Source organism: Bacillus cereus group sp. BfR-BA-01316 (genome assembly GCF_022664195.1).
Taxonomy (GTDB): Bacteria; Bacillota; Bacilli; order Bacillales; family Bacillaceae_G; genus Bacillus_A.
Window position 1 is genome coordinate 44,791 of the sequence record NZ_JAKUGX010000029.1, and the last position, 18,404, is coordinate 63,194.

Consider the following 18,404-nt stretch of genomic DNA (forward strand, 5'->3'; position numbering starts at 1 on the left):
AACACTCCCCAATTACACTCTATTAAAAGTAATTTTATATATACAAAGGTTAGTTCTAAGAACTAACCTTTGCTATTTCTCTATCATTATTTCTTTAGAGAAGCTTCATATGCTTTATATTCTTCGTCAGTTGCAGGTACTTTAATTTCACCAGCAGTGATTTTCTTCTCAAATTCTTCTACTTTTGTTAAAATTTCTGGGTTTACTTTTTTCACATTGTCAGTTGTTTTCGCAATACCGACACCTTCATCTTTTAAGCCAAACTCTTCTACTTTACCGCCTTTTAACTTACCATCTTTCGCTTCTTGTGCCACTTTTGCAACTGCAATATCAACACGTTTTACCATTGAAGTTAAAGTTACGTTTTCAGGCATACCTTCTTGGTTTTGGTCACGGTCAACACCGATTACCCAAACGTTTTCACCTTTTTTCTTGCGGTTTTTCGCTTCTGTGAATACACCGTTACCAGTTGCACCTGAAGCGTGATAAATTACGTCAACACCTTGACCGTACATTGCTGAAGCTAATACAGATCCTTTTTCTGGCTTATCAAACGCATCAGCATATTGCGATACAATTTCGATATTTGGATTTACTGCTTTTGCACCAGCTTTAAAACCTGATTCAAATTTTGTAATTAATGGACTCTTCACACCACCAACAAAACCTACTTTATTTGATTTTGTTGTCATTGCTGCTACAGCCCCAACTAGGAATGAACCTTCATGGTCTTTAAATGTAATACTTGTTACGTTTGGCTTATCCACAACTGTATCTACAATCGCAAACTGTTCTTTCGGATACTGTTCAGCTACTTTTGTAATTGATTTTTCCATTAAGTAACCAATACCAAATGTTGTGTTATAATTATCTTTCGCAAATTTCGTTAAATTCGGAATATAGTCTGCATCTTTACTTGATTGAAGATAACGGTATCCTTCATTTTTCTTTAAATTGTTGTCTTTACCGAATTTTGTTAAACCTTCCCAAGCTGATTGGTTAAATGATTTGTCATCAACGCCCCCAACATCTGTAACCATACCAACCTTAAACTCTTTATCCCCTTTTTTGTCACTATCCGCTTTATCCGAGTTACCACATGCACCTAACACTGTACTTGCTGCTAACGTTAACGATAATAAAAGACCTGTTTTTTTCTTCATACTAGAAACCCCTCCTGAAATGTTTTGTCTAATGATTCATACGCTGCTGTCCCTTACTTCTTGCTGTCACCTCCCTAAAAAGGAACTTCCCTACATACGTTTTCTTAATACGTGGAAGCTAAACTTATCAGCTCTAAAGTAATTAATAGAATATAAGATTGGCTCATCATTTTGATCATAGTGCATTTGTTTTAAAACTAGCAGTGCCGTTTCAGGTTCACATTCTAAAATCGGTGAAATTTTCGGGTGATAACCAATCGGTTCAATGTGAGCAACTGCGTATGTGATACGCTTGTGCGTATTATTATGTATTACTGTAAGCAGCGATTCCTCATTGTATCCCGATAAATCTGGTAATATCTCTTTTGCCAGTTTATCAATGCAATATACAACTGGTTCCCCATCCGCTGTACGAACACGTTCAATCATTACTGCGCTAAAACCATCTTCACAATTAAATTTCTCTTTTTCTTCTTCTGTTAAAGTTGTTGTAGATGATGATAAAAAGATTGTTCCTGGTGTTTTCCCCACACTAGAAATCATATCTGTAATACTAGAAAGTTGCTCTATTCCAGAAGAAAATAACGGCTTCGCATTTACAAATGTCCCTACACCATGTCTACGAATAACAACATTTTCTTCTTCTAAAATACGTAGTGCTTCCCTTAAAGTTGCCCTACTTACACCAAGTTCTTTCGCTAGATCAAACTCTGAAGGTAACTTTTGTTTTTCTTTGTAAGCCCCATCTTTAATTTTCCCTTTGATGTGATCAATCACCCGTAAATATAGATGACGACTATCGGATTTTACTGACATAAGACTCCCCCGCATTTCAATTATTCGACCTCTGATGTAAGACTTCTTTTCTCTTTTTTCAACTTACAACATAGTATAAATTACTAAATACTAAAAATAAGCGTAATTATCGAATAAATATTAATAATTTTTCAAGATGAAATTTTCACTCTTTATTCCATAAAAAAAACTTTGCACCATAAACATTTCTCATATAGAGAAAAAGTTCGGCACAAAGATTCCTTACATCCTTTGTTACACACTTTTCCCCTCATAGTCTAGCAATTCATGGTTGCCAGGTAGAAACTTATGGACCTTATCTCCAAGATTATATGAGGCAGTGATTCTTTTCGAAGTAATCTTACCACTTGCTCCCATATGTGTCAACAGAATTCAACATTTTTCTACATTAAATATCGAACGTTTCGAAAACCAAAACGATAAGCATTCGTATTCTAAAGGACCCTTAAAGATGTAAGCCCTTTCTTCGTCAGTGACTATAGTATATAACAAAAACAGCATATAAAAAAGCCTAATTGTAAAAACAATTAGGCTTTTTTTAAGAACTTTTTTCTTGCACATCTTTAATAAGTACTCCCCTTGGTTTACTACCTTCATAAGGGCCTACTACACCATTCATTTCCATGGCATCAATTAAACGAGCTGCTCGCGTATATCCTACTCTAAATCTACGTTGTAACATAGAAACAGATGCTGTTTGCATTTCTACTACAAGCTGAACCGCTTCATCGTATAATTCATCTTCTACTTCCTGCTTTGTTTCAGGAACATCTTGTGGAATCATATCCTCTTGATATTGCGCTTTTTGCTGCGCAATAACAGATTCTACGACTCTCTCAACTTCATCATCTGATAAAAACGCCCCTTGTACACGAACAGGTTTCGATGCACCAATTGGTATGAACAACATATCTCCACGACCTAGCAACTTCTCTGCACCACCACCGTCAAGAATCGTTCGAGAGTCTATTTGGGAAGATACAGCAAATGCAATACGCGATGGAATATTCGCTTTAATAACACCCGTGATAACATCAACTGACGGGCGCTGAGTCGCAATAATTAAATGAATACCAGCAGCACGTGCCATTTGCGCTAAACGCATAATCGCATCTTCTACATCCGAAGAAGCAACCATCATTAAATCAGCTAACTCGTCCACAATTACTACAATATATGGTAATTCAGGTTGTTTCGCTTCCGATTGGCTATTATGTTCTTTAATATAATCGTTATACCCTTCAATGTTACGCGTACCGCTATGCGCGAATAATTCATAACGACGCTCCATTTCGCTCACAACTTTCTTCAAAGCCTGTGACGCTTTTTTCGGATCAGTTACAACTGGTGTTAATAAGTGCGGAACACCGTTATATACATTTAACTCTACCATTTTCGGATCAATCATCATTAATTTTACTTCATGCGGTTTCGCACGCATTAAAATACTTACAATAATTCCATTAATACATACACTCTTCCCACTACCAGTCGCACCAGCTACTAATAAATGGGGCATTTTATTTAAACGTGCCAATACAGCCTCTCCTGTAATATCACGTCCAAGACCGATTAATAACTTCTCTTCTGGGTGGTTATTCGCCTTTGAATCAAGAACTTCTCTCAGCGTTACTATAGAAACTTCTGAATTCGGAACCTCAATCCCTACAGCTGATTTCCCGGGAATAGGTGCTTCAATACGAATGTCTTTCGCTGCTAAAGCAAGCGCTAAATCATCACTTAAACTAACAATTTTACTTACCTTTACTCCCATATCAGGATACACTTCATACTTCGTAACTGCAGGACCTCTATGTACTTTTGTTACTTTCGCTTTCACACCAAAACTTTGGAATGTACGTTCCAATTTACGAGCATTTTCATAAATTTCCGCATTTTCATTTGTAACTTGCTTATTTTGGGGAAACTTTAATATATCAAGCGAAGGAAGCTTATAATCTTTATTTTCCACATTAGAAAATTGCATAGGAGGTGCTTTCGTTTCACCTTCTAGCGATTCAACGATTTTTTCTCCTCGTTTCTTTTGAGGTTGTTCTTCTGGCGTAGGTGGAACTGCCTCTTCAATAAACGGAGGAGTGATTAAATCATTTTCTTCTATCTGCTTTTCCGTCTCTTCACTTACTGGATAATTCTCAGTAAAATTTGAAATAATTGGTGGACCAATTTCTATTTCTTCTACTGGCTCAATAGCTTCTTCTTGTTCAGCAACACCTTCACGCCTCTTGCTTCTTGTTGTTTTTTTCTTTTCAGTTTGCTCGGCGACCCTTTGAGATTTCCAATCTTTATAATCCCCTTGCATTACTTGAAATTGACTTCTAAGAATTCTCCCTACCGGAGCAAGTACTTCTCCAATATGCTTATTTGTTATACAAAGTATTCCAAGAATAACTAAAATAATTCCAATGATATATGCCCCTACTTCGTCAAATAAGAAGTAGCACGTTGCGAACATCAGTGCGCCGAACATACCACCACCTAAATGAACACTATCCGGGCCCTTTTTCATTTCAAGGAAGAAGTAATCTTTTGTACTAACAATTACAGAAGTATTTTGCACAGCTCCATCTTTCGTAAGAAGGTTAAATAATGTAATATGACTAAACATTAATATTGCTAGTACAATTAAATAAACACCTATTAGCCGTTTATTTAAAAGATTCGGCCATCCCCGCTTTATTACAAACGCAACAGATAAAGCTATTACACCTAACACACCAATTATGTACCACTCACCAAAGAAGAAGCGAAAAAATAACACAAACGATTTTCCTACAACACCTAGCTGTAAAATCGTAATAATCGAAAGTGCAAAAAGAGTCAACCCGACGATTTCATAATACAAAGTTGGCTTTATCATACGTCTTGCCTTAGCCTTCGTCCCTCTTTGCTTTTGTTTTGCCATTTCTTCACCTCGTGTTCTAAAAATTAAGTACAACTTTCTTATAAAAAAAGCTCTACTTATATGTCTTTCTCTCTATTTTTCAGGTCTTTATATCTTCTATTTTTACACTTCTTGTAAAATGTTAAATAAACAGAAGAAAGCAGCCTACTCATGGCTGCTCAACCGTCTTGTTTTTTATATTATACCATAGCTCCTAAACAAAATCCTTCTTTTTACTAAAAGGTAATTTTCTGTCCAGGCTCAAACTCTAGGTAGTGAGACGGATTCGTACCTAATACACGTACAATAGAGTAACATTGATTATCCTCCTCAGAGACCACTAATTCCACGCCGTTTATATTCACAACTTTTTGGCTTTCACATTGTGAATAATCGGCCGGATACACAAGTTGCTCTGGCATAATTGTATATAAAATCATTGTAACATTGTCCCTTCTGTATAATTGTCCGTGCGTTCATCAATTAATTCGTTTAATTTTCGAAGTGCGTTACCAATACCACCGACATCATCTATAAGACCATACTTCACTGCATCTCCACCTATTACATTCGTCCCAATATCTCGCGTCAAATTCCCTTTTGCAAACATAAGCTCTTTAAAACGATCTTCCGTTACTTTCGAATGCTTTGTCACAAATCGAATGACTCTTTCTTGCATTTTATCCAAATACTCAAATGTTTGTGGCACACCTATAACAAGACCTGTTAAACGAATCGGATGAATTGTCATCGTCGCTGTTTCGGCAATAAATGAATAATCAGTTGAGACCGCAATCGGTACACCGATCGAATGCCCTCCTCCTAAAACAAGAGATACAGTTGGTTTTGAAAGCGAAGCCACCATTTCAGAAATTGCTAATCCGGCTTCAACGTCACCTCCAACTGTATTTAATATTAACAGTAAACCTTCAATTTTTGGATTTTGTTCAATCGCGACAATTTGCGGAATGATGTGCTCATATTTTGTTGTTTTATTTTGTGGTGGTAACTGAATATGACCTTCCACCTGCCCAACAATCGTTAAGCAATGAATACGCGATTCATTCATCTGTGGTACATTCGTTTGTCCAAGTTGTTGAATTTTCTCCACTATAGAAGCCTCTTTTGGAACTTCTTTCGGCTCAGCTTCTTTTGCTTCATTTGTATAACGATCACGTTCTGTCATATCGCATCCCCTTTCACTCGTATATAACTATTATTTCTTAAGTTATGAATTTCATTCGATAGGTTAAAAAAGAAAAAGATCACCTGTAAAGGTGACCTTCTTTATACTTCCATAATAATCGGTAAAATCATTGGCTTTCTCTTCGTTTCTTCGTACAAGAACTGCCCTAATAATTCACGAATATTTTGTTTCAACATAGACCATTCAATTGTATACTCTTTAATTGATTGTTCAACAATCATACGTACAATATCTGTGGATCGTTCGATTAATGCTTCTGATTCACGAACATATACAAAGCCGCGTGAAATAATTTCTGGACCAGAGATTATTTTATTTTCATCCTTACCTAGTGTTACAACAACAACTAAAATTCCATCTTGAGATAACATCTTTCTATCTCGAAGAACGATGTTACCCACGTCACCTACACCTAATCCATCAATTAAAACATTGCCAGCTTGCACTTTACCAGCTAATTTTGCTTCATCGTCACCAAAAGCAATTACATCACCTTTTTCTACGATAAAGATATTCTCTCTCGTAATACCTACATCTTCCGCTAAATATGCATGTGCTTTTTGCATACGGAACTCACCATGTACGGGTACAAAATACTTCGGCTTCATTAAATTTATCATCAGCTTTAATTCTTCTTGGCTACCGTGACCTGAAACGTGAACTTTTCTTTCACCGTAATAAATAACCTCAGCCCCAGATCTAAATAACAAGTCAATAATTTTTGATACAGATATTTCATTTCCTGGAATTGGAGAAGCTGCAATAATAACAGTATCACCTTTACGAATTGAAATTTGTTTATGAGCTTGCTTCGCCATTCTAGAAAGGGCTGCCATTGGTTCCCCTTGACTACCAGTCGTTAAAATAGCTACCTTTTTTTCCGGGAAATTGTCTATTTCTTGTAATGAAATAACCATACCTTCTGGAACATCTAAATAACCAAGACGTCTTGCAATATCTACCACTTTCACCATGCTACGTCCTACTACCGCTACCTTCCTTCCAGTTTCAGCAGCTGCATCAAACACTTGTTGAATACGATGTACATTGGAGGCAAATGAAGCAACAATAATACGTCCTTCTGAACTATAGAATACTTTAGAAATCTCTATACCAACTTCTTTTTCCGAACCTGTATAACCAGGACGTTCAGCGTTTGTACTATCAGATAACAAGCAAAGTACGCCTTCATTTCCAATTTGCGCCATTTTCCCAAGATCTGCTCCACTATTTCCGATTGGAGTTTGATCAAATTTAAAGTCTCCTGTATATACTACAGCACCTTTTGATGTATGGAAACAAACACCCACAGAATCCGGAATACTATGTGTCGTTCCGAAGAATGACACAGTTGTTGAATTAAACTCTACTGTTGAATTCGAGTCAATTGTTTTTAAGTCTATACGGCCTAACATTCCTGCTTCGCCAAGCTTTTCTTGTATAAGTCCTACCGTTAATTTCGTCGCATATACTGGAATAGATAATTTACGAAGCACATAAACAATTCCACCAATATGATCTTCATGACCATGGGTAATAAATAGTCCTTTTACTCGCTCTTGATTTTCTACTAAATATGAAATGTCAGGAATAACAATATCAATCCCAAACATTTCATCTCCCGGGAACATCAATCCTGCATCTACAATAAAGATTTCAGAATCAATTTCAACACAGTACATGTTTTTTCCGATTTCACCTACTCCGCCAAGAGCAAATACTTTAACAGACTCATTCTCTTTTCTCTTCATGTTGTTGCCTGGTTTAAAAATCTTGCAAACACTGATTTCACTAAAATTGCAGAGACACCAGGGGAAACTCTGCAACCACCATATATTCACCGTCCAAGACGAATGTCCTTACCGTTATGCGATATCATGTTCTTTTTTATTTTTTAAACCAGGTTTCACCTCTCTTTCATTATATAAATCAAATATCTTATTCGATATGATATAAAAATTTCATTGAATCATAATTTTTTCCAATTTTGCTAAGCATACCCGTACTAAGCTACTTAGCCATATTATAACTGATACAAGAAATAGAACACAAGTTAAATTATGCGAAAGACAAGAGAAGACGCTAAAGTGAGGCTGTAATTTTCGGGGGGTATCTTCATATCATACTCACTATTTTTCCTACGTAATAGGAGTTTAATGGAAAAATATGCATGCAAGTTCTTTACATAAACATGAAACGATATTCACTAAAAACCTTATCTCTGTAATCAGTTTCTAACTAATCCTACACTCTGCCATCCCCTTCTTATTAGAGCCTATTAACTATAGCTAATTTTTCACCACTTACATATAGTTAGTCAAAATAAAAATGACCTAGTTTCACACTAGGTCATTTTTATTAACGAGGAATAGATTGCATTACAGATTGTAACGTTACTCTTTCTTCTTCCGTTAATGGAAGAAGTGGCAAACGTACAGAACCTACATCTAATCCAACCATTTGTAATGCTGTTTTTACTGGTGTTGGGCTTGGCGCCATAAATAGTGCATCCGTTACTTTTACTAGTAATTGATGTAATTTCTGCGCTTTTTTGAACTCTCCAGCTTGGAATGCAGCAATCATTTCTTGCATTTCATTCCCGATAACATGAGATGCTACAGAAACAATACCTTTTGCTCCAATTGCCATAGCTGGTAATGTTAAACCATCATCACCGCTGTATACTGCAAAGTCGTCCGCTGTTTTTTCAATGATTTCTGTCATTGTTAATACATCGCCGCCTGCATCTTTAATCGCAACAATGTTTTCTATTTTTGATAAACGAACAACTGTATCAACGGAGATTTGTACAATAGATCGTCCTGGAACATTATATAGCATTACCGGAAGCGGAGTGCTTTCAGCGATTGTTTTAAAGTGCTGGTACATCCCTTCTTGACTCGGTTTGTTATAATACGGTGCCACTAGCATAACTGCATCAACACCAACTTCAGTTGCCTTTTTTGTTAAATCAACAGAAGCATGCGTATTATTGCTACCTGTTCCAGCGATTACGGGCACCCTTTTATCGACAACAGATACGACATGGCGATATAACGCTACTTTTTCTTCTGATGTTAATGTAGGAGATTCTCCAGTCGTTCCTCCTACCACGATTGCTGTTGTACCTTTATCCATTAAATAATTTACCAATTTCGTTGTCTTTGCAAAATCGATATTACCGTTTTTATCAAACGGTGTTACCATCGCGGTTGCAATTGTCCCAAAATCTATCATGATCTCACTCCTTATTGTTCCAGTTGCTTTTCTTTTGAAAGCTCAAATGCACTATGTAATGCATTCACAGCCTCCACTAAATCGGCTTCTTTTACAAGAACCCAAATTGTCGTATGACTATCTGCTGATTGCAGAATTTGAATACCTTTTTCCGCTAAAGCTGTGACAATTTTTGCTGTAACCCCTGGAATACCTGCCATTCCAGCACCAACGATAGAAACCTTCGCACAATGCTCTGTCACAGCTGGATCATATCCAAGTTGCTTTAAGACTTCAACTGCACGCGCTGATACACTATCATTTACTGTGTAAGCTACACCGGTAGGAGAAATGTTAATTAAGTCCACACTAATCCCTTCATTAGCCATTTCTTTAAACACATGTTGTTGTAAATCATATGCAGTTTCTTTTGCAAGCACTTTAATTTGCGTTACGTTTGACACATGGGCAATCCCTGTAACAGGACGTTCTTCTACATCCTGCCCTTTTGTGGCACCATCATATGCCGCAATAAGCGTACCTTCACTATCAGAATACGTAGAACGTACACGAAGTGGTACTTTTGCATGCATCGCAATTTCAACCGCACGCGGATGAACGACTTTCGCACCTTGATAAGCCATGTTACAAATCTCGTTATATGTTACAGTTTGAAGATGACGCGCATCTTTTACGATACGAGGATCCGCAGTCATAACACCTTCAACATCTGTGAAGATATCGATATATTCAGCATGAAGCGCAACACCTAATGCTGAAGCTGAAGTATCACTACCTCCGCGGCCAAGTGTTGTCGTGTCTCCATTTTTCGTTTGACCTTGGAATCCAGTAACGACGATAACATCTACATTTTCTAACTCTTCATGTATACGATCGCAATTCATTTCAATAATCTTAGCATTCGTAAAGTCACCATTCGTTACAAAACCAGCTTGTGCACCATTTAATGCTGCTGCTTTTATACCATTCTCATTCAACATGTTAGAGAAAACAATTGCTGAGATTAATTCTCCGCATGATAATAATAAATCTTGCTCACGTTTAGAAATATTAGATTCCTCTTGATTTACAAGACTTAATAACGTATCAGTTGCATACGGTTCACCTTTACGGCCCATTGCTGATACAACAGTAACTACTTTATAACCAGCAGCTAATGATTTTTTTATATGGTGAAGCGCATGCTTACGCCCATTGTCATCACGTACTGATGTACCACCAAATTTTTGAACAATAATTTTCATATTTTGCACCTTCTCTTAGCCGTTTACACTAATTGTAATTTTACTAAGCGCTCTGCAATTTGAACAGAATTCCATGCAGCGCCTTTTAATAAGTTATCAGATACGACCCAAAGATGGAATCCTTTATCATTATTTAAATCTTTACGGATTCTTCCAACGAATACTTCGTTTTTACCTACTGCAGTAGCTGGCATTGGATATAACTGCTCTGCTGGATTATCTTGCAGTACAATACCTTCTGCATTTGCAAGTAAGTTTTTCATTTCTTCTACTGTTACGCCTTCTTTATCTACTTCAATGTACACAGACTCAGAATGACCCGATACAACTGGTAAACGTACACATGTCGCAGCTACTTCTAATTCAGGCATATGCATAATTTTTTTCGTTTCATTAATCATTTTCATTTCTTCAAATGTAAATCCATTATCTTGGAATTTATCAATCTGTGGAATAGCATTAAAAGCGATTTGGAAATGCTTTTCGTCACCTGATACAGGTAAAACATTCGCCTTTACTTCTTCACCATTTAAGATTGCTTGTGATTGTTCATGAAGTTCTTCAATAGCTGCCGCACCAGCACCTGATACAGCTTGGTATGTGGAAACGATTACTCGTTTTAAACCATATTGCTGGCGAACTGGCTCAAGAGCTACTACCATTTGAATTGTAGAACAGTTTGGATTTGCAATAATACCATTATGTTCTTTTAAATCATTTTCATTTACTTCAGGTACAACAAGTGGCACGTTTTCTGTCATACGGAATGCACTTGTATTATCAACAACAATTGCACCGCGCTTTGCTGCTTCAGGCGCTAATTGTTTCGATACAGATCCACCAGCACTAAATAGTGCAATATCTACTCCTTCAAAACTTTCAGGAGTTGCCTCTTGAACTGTAAATTCTTCGCCTTTAAATACAAGTTTCTTACCTGCAGATCGTTTAGATGAAAGTAACGTTAACTTCCCAATTGGAAATTCTCGTTTCTCTAAAGTATTTAACATTTGTTCACCAACTGCGCCGGTTGCTCCAACTACAGCGACATGAAAAGTTTTTTGCTTTTCCATCACTATGCCCCTTTCTAGATACCAATCCTTCTATAACTTAGAATTAGAAGGAGCTTACAATGCCCCTTCTAATCTTAATAACGTTAATTTTATCATATTCTACAGTAAGAATGATGGTTTCATCAAAAATTGTCCGTTTTTTTTCGTTTTTTAATTCATATATCTGAATTTTTCTACAACAACAGGTTGTAATTGTTTTCCTTGTAGCGCTTCTAATACTGTATCTTCAAGTAACTCCATACGAGCTACCATTGAGTTCGGTTTTTTCTCTGGTGCATCTTGGCCGAATGGTACGAAGTAGATGTCTTTTGTAGCCATTAGGCGCATTAGGTTTACACCAACATGATGACACCAATGAAAATATGCAGTTTTTTTATTATCTTCTATTATATATGTAAACAACATGAGAAATTAAATTTGTTTAATTCTCTAAATTGTATACATAAATCATTAGCATCAATTTATTACTTTCCCATTAGTGTACTTGCGTGCGGAATATATCCTCTGAATTCATCAAGTATTAAATTGAACCAGAAACGCTGATTTATCAAGGTTTTATAAAAGTGATGTTTCATAGTGATTCATCACTTTTTTTATTTTTGTGGGTGAATTGTGGGTGGGTTTGTGGGTGCCCCACACAAAATAAAACAAACCTAAATAGGTTAGGCTTGTTTTATTTTTTCATCTGTTCTTTCCCATTTAAAATATCCTCTAAAAAAATTCGTTACAGTTCAATAATTTTTCACAATTGAACAAGGCAAGATGTTGTCATCATCCTGCCTTGTTTATTTTATCTACTTTACTGCTTATTGATTATTTATTTCTTTAATAACTGATGGGGGTAATTTTTTTATTTATTAGATTCCTGTACCATGTTCTGAATATGAAATAATATTTTCTTGTTTCAGTGTAGTTGCTGCACTTTTTTCAATACTAGGACTATTTAATCCAAACGATAATACTGCAATACCGATTAAACTCATTAATGTAATTTTAATCTTTTTCATTTTAAACGCCCCTTTTCTTTTAATAAAGTTCTCGCTTCATGGCTTAAGTGATAATACTCACACGCCTTATCCTTTGCACCCACATTATACCATTTACTTGCTAATAGTTCGGTATAAATTTGAATGTCTTTCCACAATTCTTGTTCTTTAAAATACGAAAGTGATTCATTTACAATTTCTTCTAACTTCGCTATAGATTCATTGTTATTTATACACTCCATAATATTTAGGTGATAACTATATTCTTGATTACAATCCTTCAAGCCCTCTTTAATATAAAAAGCTGCATCATTATGCTGTTTTATTTTAATATGTTCCCGAGCTAATAGGAATATTACCCTTCTTTGATAATGCAATTTTGTATGTTGACACGCTTTATATACTTCTTCTAAATGACGTATAGCTGAATCTGATAAGTTTTGTTCGGCATACAGTACTCCTAAATTACTACGAACTTTTAAAACTAGCGATTGTTCATCAAGTTTTTGAAACATATTTAGAGCAGAAATTAGATATTCCTCTGCTAATTCAAATTGTTCTAAAGTAATACAAGCCATACCTAATGTATTTTCACACGCTCCCTTTTTAGTCTCATAGCCTTCATGACTTGAAAAATAATCAAGAGCCTTTGTAGCATAATTAATCGCTAAAGTGGGTTGTGAAATATAATATTTATATAGCGCAACACGATAATTGTACTCTGCTTTTTCTTTTTCATCGGACATCATATCTAATAAATCACTAGCAGATTCAAGATGTTTCTCTGCACTATTGTAGTTTCCAACTTCTGTTTCATAAATAAATTTAAAGAAGTGATAGTAATATTTTAGTAAACCATCTGGCATATCTTTTATGTATTCTAGCTCTTCTAGCCCTTTTTCAAAATTCCCCTTTAACATTTGGTACCTAAATCGTAACAGGGAGTAATAAATAAAAGAATCTGCATTTTCTTTAACCTTATTAAATATATTATCTGCTTCAATTTTTAAAATACTTGCCTTCTCTATATGCTGAGCAAGCATTTCATGATACCATTCTTCTAATAGCTCATACCCCTTGCTAGTAGTAGAAATTTTTGTCTCCATATAAATCCCCCTTTTCTAAGAGTATTATCTAAATATTATAACAAATCATCATATCAAAGCGTATATCATAACAATTACTATTTATTGATAAAAAAATATCTGATTATTCAGTCTATATTTAGTTATAACACCATCATTCACTTTGAAAAAGAAGCTTCTTTTTCATTTGAATTTATGAACATACAATGTTTACATCCTTGGTATGAAGTTGATATGATTTATTTAGTTTAGGAGGACGATAATATGACGGTTATAAAATCTATATTTAACGGGGTTCGTTTATTAAGTAAAATCATAAATCCTATATTAAAAGCATTGTCTAAAAGTAAATTCTAAACATCTTAACAATAAAGAAAGCCAAATCCTTAATTGGAATCGACTTTCTTATTTTAATGGTACCTCTACATATGTTGAACTAGCTGTAATATAGAAGACACTGCTTTTTGAGTTTTTCACTTTATATTGCGGTGAACCACTTATACTTATCTTCGCATCAATCGTAAATCCTAATCATGCATCCACAGAACCAGCCACATCTTTATCATGCCAAGATGGAGATTCATAGAAACGTAGGTTGTCCACTTTAGTAACAACACGCTTCCCTACAATAGAGGAATCTACTGTGCTTTTCTTACTAAACTTCACATAAGATGGATTGTTCTTAATCCATTGTTCACCGCCAAGATTTAACCAACCACCCTTTTCAGCCCATACAGCATAATATAAATCATTAGCATCAATTTATTACTTTCCCATTCGTGTTTTACCTCTATGTTATACTACATTACCTTTTGAGAACTATAACAAACACATATGTTGTAAAATATATTTTTTTGAGGAAATTTTAACCATTTATTGTTATAATTATATCCGCAATATTTTTCCAGGAGGGTTCCTATAAGGAACAATAGGATAATGGACATACATACTAGGCACTCCCCTTCTTTAATACGTTCATAGAAATATAGAAAGGGTTTATACGATGGGACAATTCCAAAGTAATTTACAAACAGCAACACAAATTGCTACGAAAATGGGATCAGCTTCTGACAGGATTCAAAGTGCAACAAGTCGTTCTATAACAAAGGGGACGCGTACAACACTATCTGTTAACTCCAAAGCACAAGAAGCGAGCCAACAAGTTTTAGATTTGACGAAACAATTTTCTGTAGCCTTTCAACAAGCGGTTGATAATATTCATTCGGTAGCTAACGAGTTTGAGAGAATGGATAAAGAACTTCAAAATATTTTTCGCTAATGTGATAACCTACGTAAAGTAAAACGGTAGGAGGAAAAAGATGAGTCAAGATATTGAAAAACAAATGAATCAATTAAATCAAAAATTACGAAGTATATTTGAAGAACAGAATCGGAATCAATCTGCGATTCAAACACAGGAACAAGTAGAAGAAGATTTTCATGTATGGAAAAATCAAAACCATCGTTTGTTTGACCGTATTTTAGGAACTTGGCGTAGAGATAGAGAAATGTCATTGTTTTTTATGAATATGGGTCAAGATGCACAATATATTGAGCGAAAACTTACTTCCGAATTGGAAAATCAAAAAGAAACACTGCTTAAGGAAAAACGAAATCTTAGTGGTTTAGAAAATGACCTTTATTATCAAAAACAAAATCTAGCAAAGGAGGTCAATTCATGAGTTTGAATATGTATCTAGGGGAAGTACATGCGCAAACACAAAGCATGAACGCTGTATGTACCGCTACCATTCAAGGTATGGAACAAGCGATTCAGTCGATTGATGCTTTTGCAATTGATACTGTTCTACAAGGACAAACATATAGCAGTGCAAAAGCATTCTTTGCACAAACCTTTCGTCCATTAGCACAAGGAATCATTTACTTGTGTGAAGAACTAATCCGTCAGAATGATGCCTTTCCAAGTCAATTTCAATCACAAGTAGCTTCAACAGATGTCATCGAACAAGAAATTCTAGAACAAATTCGAGGGATTGACCAAACAAGAGCAGGGGTTGAAGTAATTAGTAATACACTTCCAGGTATGCAAGCGATGATGGGCATTTTTGATGCGATGAAACGAAAACTGCAAGAAAAACTAGAACACTTACATGAATTCAATTATACTTCTAGTAGTAATTATGATACTGCACTTCAATTAGCTGCGAGTATCGCGCAAGGTCTTGCGGAAGTGCAAAGTGGGAAAGGTTTCAGCCCCGCAAGTGGAACATTTAGCATTCAAGAATTGAATATGGAGTGGACGGGGCCTATTCAAGCAATTAGAGAAAGTAAAGCTCGTGAAGCACAAATTGAAAAAGCAATTGCTTTACGAGAACAAGAAGCCAATAGACCATGGTATGAAAAAACAGCTATCAGTACTTGGGAATTTATGAAAGAATTTTTTCAAGGCGCTGGTAGTGCGGCTTTCGAAAGCGTTATTGGACTACAATCACCTGATAATGATGAATTAGAAAGCAAGTTAACTTATCAATCGGGAAGATTTGCCGGAAATGTTGTAGCAGGAGCGGCATCCATTATAGAAATTCTAGAAGGTCTTACCGTCATAGGCGGGGCTAATTTCTTAACCTTCGTCGCAGAAGTAGGAAGTGGTGGGTTAGCATCACCAATTGTTCTTCCATTAGATGCAGCTGCTACAGCGGCTGGGCTTAGTCTTGCTGGACATGGTGTATTTGTTGGGCGTAATGCAATTCAAAATGGTAAGGATACTCTTCAAAAATTCCAGTCTTCCCCGTCTTCTGGTGGTAGTAGTTCTAACCCATCGACATGGAATGAATTTCAAACTGCAAACAAAGGTAAATATAGTAAGGATGAAATGAGTAAGGCTTGGGATAAGTATAAAAAAGAAAATGGTATTGAAAGTGACTCAGGCGATAAAACTTACACAAGACCTTCAGGATATAGAAAGGGCGTAAGAGATAAAGTCTGGGATAATGCTAAAAGTGAAGATGGTCTCGTAAGGAATCCAATAGATAATAAAATAATGAATAAAGATAAGCCTTGGGATATGGGGCATTTACCAGGTTATGAATTTAGAAAGCATAAAAAAAGTGCTGAAGAAAGAGGAATAACAAGAGAACAGTTTTTAGATGAACATAACAATCCTAATCATTACCGCCCTGAACTTCCGTCATCGAATAGGAGTCATAAAGGTGAAGATTTAACGGATGATTATTTTGGAGACTGAAATTATTAAAAATTATTAGCGAAAGATAGGAGAGTAAAATGGGGATATCAAATGAAAGTAAAATGATTGCTAAATCAGCTTTAAAAGTGTTTGGAGGTAATCCTGTTGTTTCTAAATATTGGGATGATAATAGTATAAGTAATATAGATATTTTATCAACAGGAGATAGACCCTGTGAGGGTGTTACATCGTATTCTACTATTGGCTTGCATATGCATTCAATAGGACGATCTATAGATGAAAAGTCTTTACGAGTAGAAATTGTTGGTGCGAGTGCAACAGCTTATAATAATTATGCAAATGTACTAGCAACATGTGCTTTTTGTGTAATCAATTCAAAAATGCCACTCTATCCAGGTCAAATATTTTTGGATGTGCTGAAGTTTGATTATCCTAATAGTGAAATGAAACATATGTTTTTTGTGCCACCATTTCTGTGGGAAGGTCAGTTACAAACAATTGATTTCTCAGACAAAAAAGTCGCATGGTTGCTTGCCGTCCCAATATCAGAAAAAGAATATTTATTTGCTCAACAAAATGGTTCAAATAAGCTTGAGGATTTATTTGAGCAAAATGAAATAGACATTTTCGATATTAAACGAGACTCTGTACTGTAATATCATGCTGAATACTTTATGTATAAGAGTATATTGTTTCTACAAATTATAATTCCTATTAAATAGCAAGTTTGAATAAATCAGACAAGCGGGAAGTCAGCTTTGGCTACCTTTTGGTAAGCAAAGAGGCTACCTAATTATAATGTTAACTTTTGGAATTATATAAGTGAATGGATTGTTATTGGTGTTGAATAAAAAGCACTTAATAATTTATGCAAAATGTATTTAATATGGAAAACAGAAAATCTAAAGTATGAAGTGAAAATCCGACTCATAAGAGCCGGATTTTCACTTCATAAATACATATGCTTCGCTAGCAGTTACATAGTAGGTTTTACCTTTGTTGTTGTGTACTTTTGAAACCACCTATTACTTAATAATTACATGTTCCTCACGAATCCAACGATTACCACCAATATCAATATGCCCATCTTGTCTATTAAACAATTGATACGGCTCACTTCCATCCACAAAACCAGTGTCATTGCCGTTCGGTCCATCGTAAGTTCGGATTTGATACCCTGACCAATATTTAGTGTATGCATAGAACCATTGGACATCAAAATGTTTTAGGTAAGCCCACTGTTTTTCATTTCCAAGGCAGATCATATTTTTTTCTCCACCACCCCAGTATCCTTTCTGGATTAAGTAAGGGATTTTTTGTGTAATACGTCCAGCAAAAATAGAATCAGCAGGATTTTCATATAGATTCACACCATAACCATCATCGTATTTCGATGTTGCATGTCCAATTCCCTCTTTTTGAATAGGCTGAATTGGATCAATTGGGTTAATTGGATTTAGTTCATTACCACCAATAAACCAAGATAATGGCTTGTCTCCATTTAGAACATTTAAGTCAACTTTTCCTA

The 18,404-nt window shown here is 35.5% G+C and carries 15 protein-coding genes, 3 pseudogenes and 1 riboswitch; of the genes and pseudogenes, 4 read left to right on the top strand and 14 right to left on the bottom strand.

Annotated features, from left to right (window positions below):
- Positions 1-86 precede the first annotated feature (86 nt).
- The 13 genes and pseudogenes from MR071_RS19460 to MR071_RS19525 form a co-directional block, all read right to left on the bottom strand.
- A complete protein-coding gene (locus tag MR071_RS19460; RefSeq protein WP_105585422.1) occupies positions 87-1,163 on the bottom strand; it encodes a BMP family lipoprotein in 1,077 nt (358 codons plus the stop codon).
- A gap of 90 nt (positions 1,164-1,253) precedes the next feature.
- The gene (locus MR071_RS19465) at positions 1,254-1,979 is read right to left on the bottom strand and encodes a GntR family transcriptional regulator (RefSeq protein WP_002121705.1); all 726 of its coding nucleotides are present in this window, start codon (positions 1,977-1,979) and stop codon (positions 1,254-1,256) included.
- Between the two features lie 233 nt (positions 1,980-2,212).
- Positions 2,213-2,314: riboswitch (purine riboswitch) on the bottom strand.
- 203 nt (positions 2,315-2,517) lie between these two features.
- A complete protein-coding gene (locus MR071_RS19475; protein WP_242237624.1) occupies positions 2,518-4,902 on the bottom strand; it encodes a DNA translocase FtsK in 2,385 nt (794 codons plus the stop codon).
- A 215-nt stretch (positions 4,903-5,117) separates the two neighbouring features.
- Positions 5,118-5,321, bottom strand: coding sequence for a YlzJ-like family protein (locus MR071_RS19480; RefSeq protein WP_105585425.1), 204 nt, complete (start codon positions 5,319-5,321; stop codon positions 5,118-5,120).
- Positions 5,318-6,067 carry a translocation-enhancing protein TepA gene (gene tepA / locus MR071_RS19485; RefSeq protein WP_105585426.1) on the bottom strand — a complete coding sequence of 250 codons (750 nt, stop codon included), beginning with the start codon at positions 6,065-6,067 and terminating at the stop codon, positions 5,318-5,320. Before tepA ends, MR071_RS19480 begins: the two co-directional genes overlap by 4 nt.
- Positions 6,068-6,168: 101 nt before the next feature.
- Positions 6,169-7,839 (bottom strand): ribonuclease J, encoded by a 1,671-nt coding sequence (locus MR071_RS19490; protein WP_242237626.1) that lies wholly within the window; start codon positions 7,837-7,839, stop codon positions 6,169-6,171.
- Between the two features lie 607 nt (positions 7,840-8,446).
- The gene (dapA, locus tag MR071_RS19495) at positions 8,447-9,325 is read right to left on the bottom strand and encodes a 4-hydroxy-tetrahydrodipicolinate synthase (RefSeq protein ID WP_242237627.1); all 879 of its coding nucleotides are present in this window, start codon (positions 9,323-9,325) and stop codon (positions 8,447-8,449) included.
- An 11-nt stretch (positions 9,326-9,336) separates the two neighbouring features.
- Entirely contained in the window at positions 9,337-10,569 is a 1,233-nt protein-coding gene (gene dapG, locus MR071_RS19500; RefSeq protein ID WP_105585429.1) for an aspartate kinase, read from the bottom strand.
- Between the two features lie 23 nt (positions 10,570-10,592).
- A complete protein-coding gene (asd, locus tag MR071_RS19505) occupies positions 10,593-11,639 on the bottom strand; it encodes an aspartate-semialdehyde dehydrogenase (RefSeq protein ID WP_002014577.1) in 1,047 nt (348 codons plus the stop codon).
- 150 nt (positions 11,640-11,789) lie between these two features.
- Positions 11,790-11,978, bottom strand: a pseudogene (gene spoVFB, locus MR071_RS19510) (dipicolinate synthase subunit B); the annotation flags it as partial.
- Between the two features lie 518 nt (positions 11,979-12,496).
- Positions 12,497-12,646 carry a Phr family secreted Rap phosphatase inhibitor gene (locus tag MR071_RS19515; protein WP_197218985.1) on the bottom strand — a complete coding sequence of 50 codons (150 nt, stop codon included), beginning with the start codon at positions 12,644-12,646 and terminating at the stop codon, positions 12,497-12,499.
- A complete protein-coding gene (locus MR071_RS19520; RefSeq protein ID WP_197218986.1) occupies positions 12,643-13,731 on the bottom strand; it encodes a response regulator aspartate phosphatase in 1,089 nt (362 codons plus the stop codon). The genes MR071_RS19515 and MR071_RS19520 overlap by 4 nt, the downstream gene beginning before the upstream one ends.
- Positions 13,732-14,115: 384 nt before the next feature.
- Positions 14,116-14,451: pseudogene (locus MR071_RS19525) on the bottom strand (N-acetylmuramoyl-L-alanine amidase); the annotation flags it as partial.
- A gap of 262 nt (positions 14,452-14,713) precedes the next feature.
- Here MR071_RS19525 and MR071_RS19530 point away from each other — a divergent pair.
- From MR071_RS19530 to MR071_RS19550, 4 genes are read left to right on the top strand one after another with little or no spacing between them, the layout of a single operon-like run.
- Positions 14,714-14,989, top strand: coding sequence for a TIGR04197 family type VII secretion effector (locus MR071_RS19530; protein WP_242237629.1), 276 nt, complete (start codon positions 14,714-14,716; stop codon positions 14,987-14,989).
- Positions 14,990-15,029: 40 nt separating this feature from the next.
- Positions 15,030-15,392 carry a DUF3958 family protein gene (locus MR071_RS19535; RefSeq protein ID WP_242237631.1) on the top strand — a complete coding sequence of 121 codons (363 nt, stop codon included), beginning with the start codon at positions 15,030-15,032 and terminating at the stop codon, positions 15,390-15,392.
- Positions 15,389-16,915, top strand: coding sequence for a GH-E family nuclease (locus MR071_RS25570; protein ID WP_305037875.1), 1,527 nt, complete (start codon positions 15,389-15,391; stop codon positions 16,913-16,915). The genes MR071_RS19535 and MR071_RS25570 overlap by 4 nt, the downstream gene beginning before the upstream one ends.
- Positions 16,916-16,953: 38 nt before the next feature.
- Complete coding sequence (locus MR071_RS19550) at positions 16,954-17,532, top strand: suppressor of fused domain protein (protein WP_242237633.1); 579 nt, start codon at positions 16,954-16,956, stop codon at positions 17,530-17,532.
- 369 nt (positions 17,533-17,901) lie between these two features.
- On the opposite strand, the pseudogene MR071_RS19555 reads toward MR071_RS19550, so the two are convergent.
- Positions 17,902-18,404, bottom strand: a pseudogene (locus MR071_RS19555) (N-acetylmuramoyl-L-alanine amidase); the annotation flags it as partial.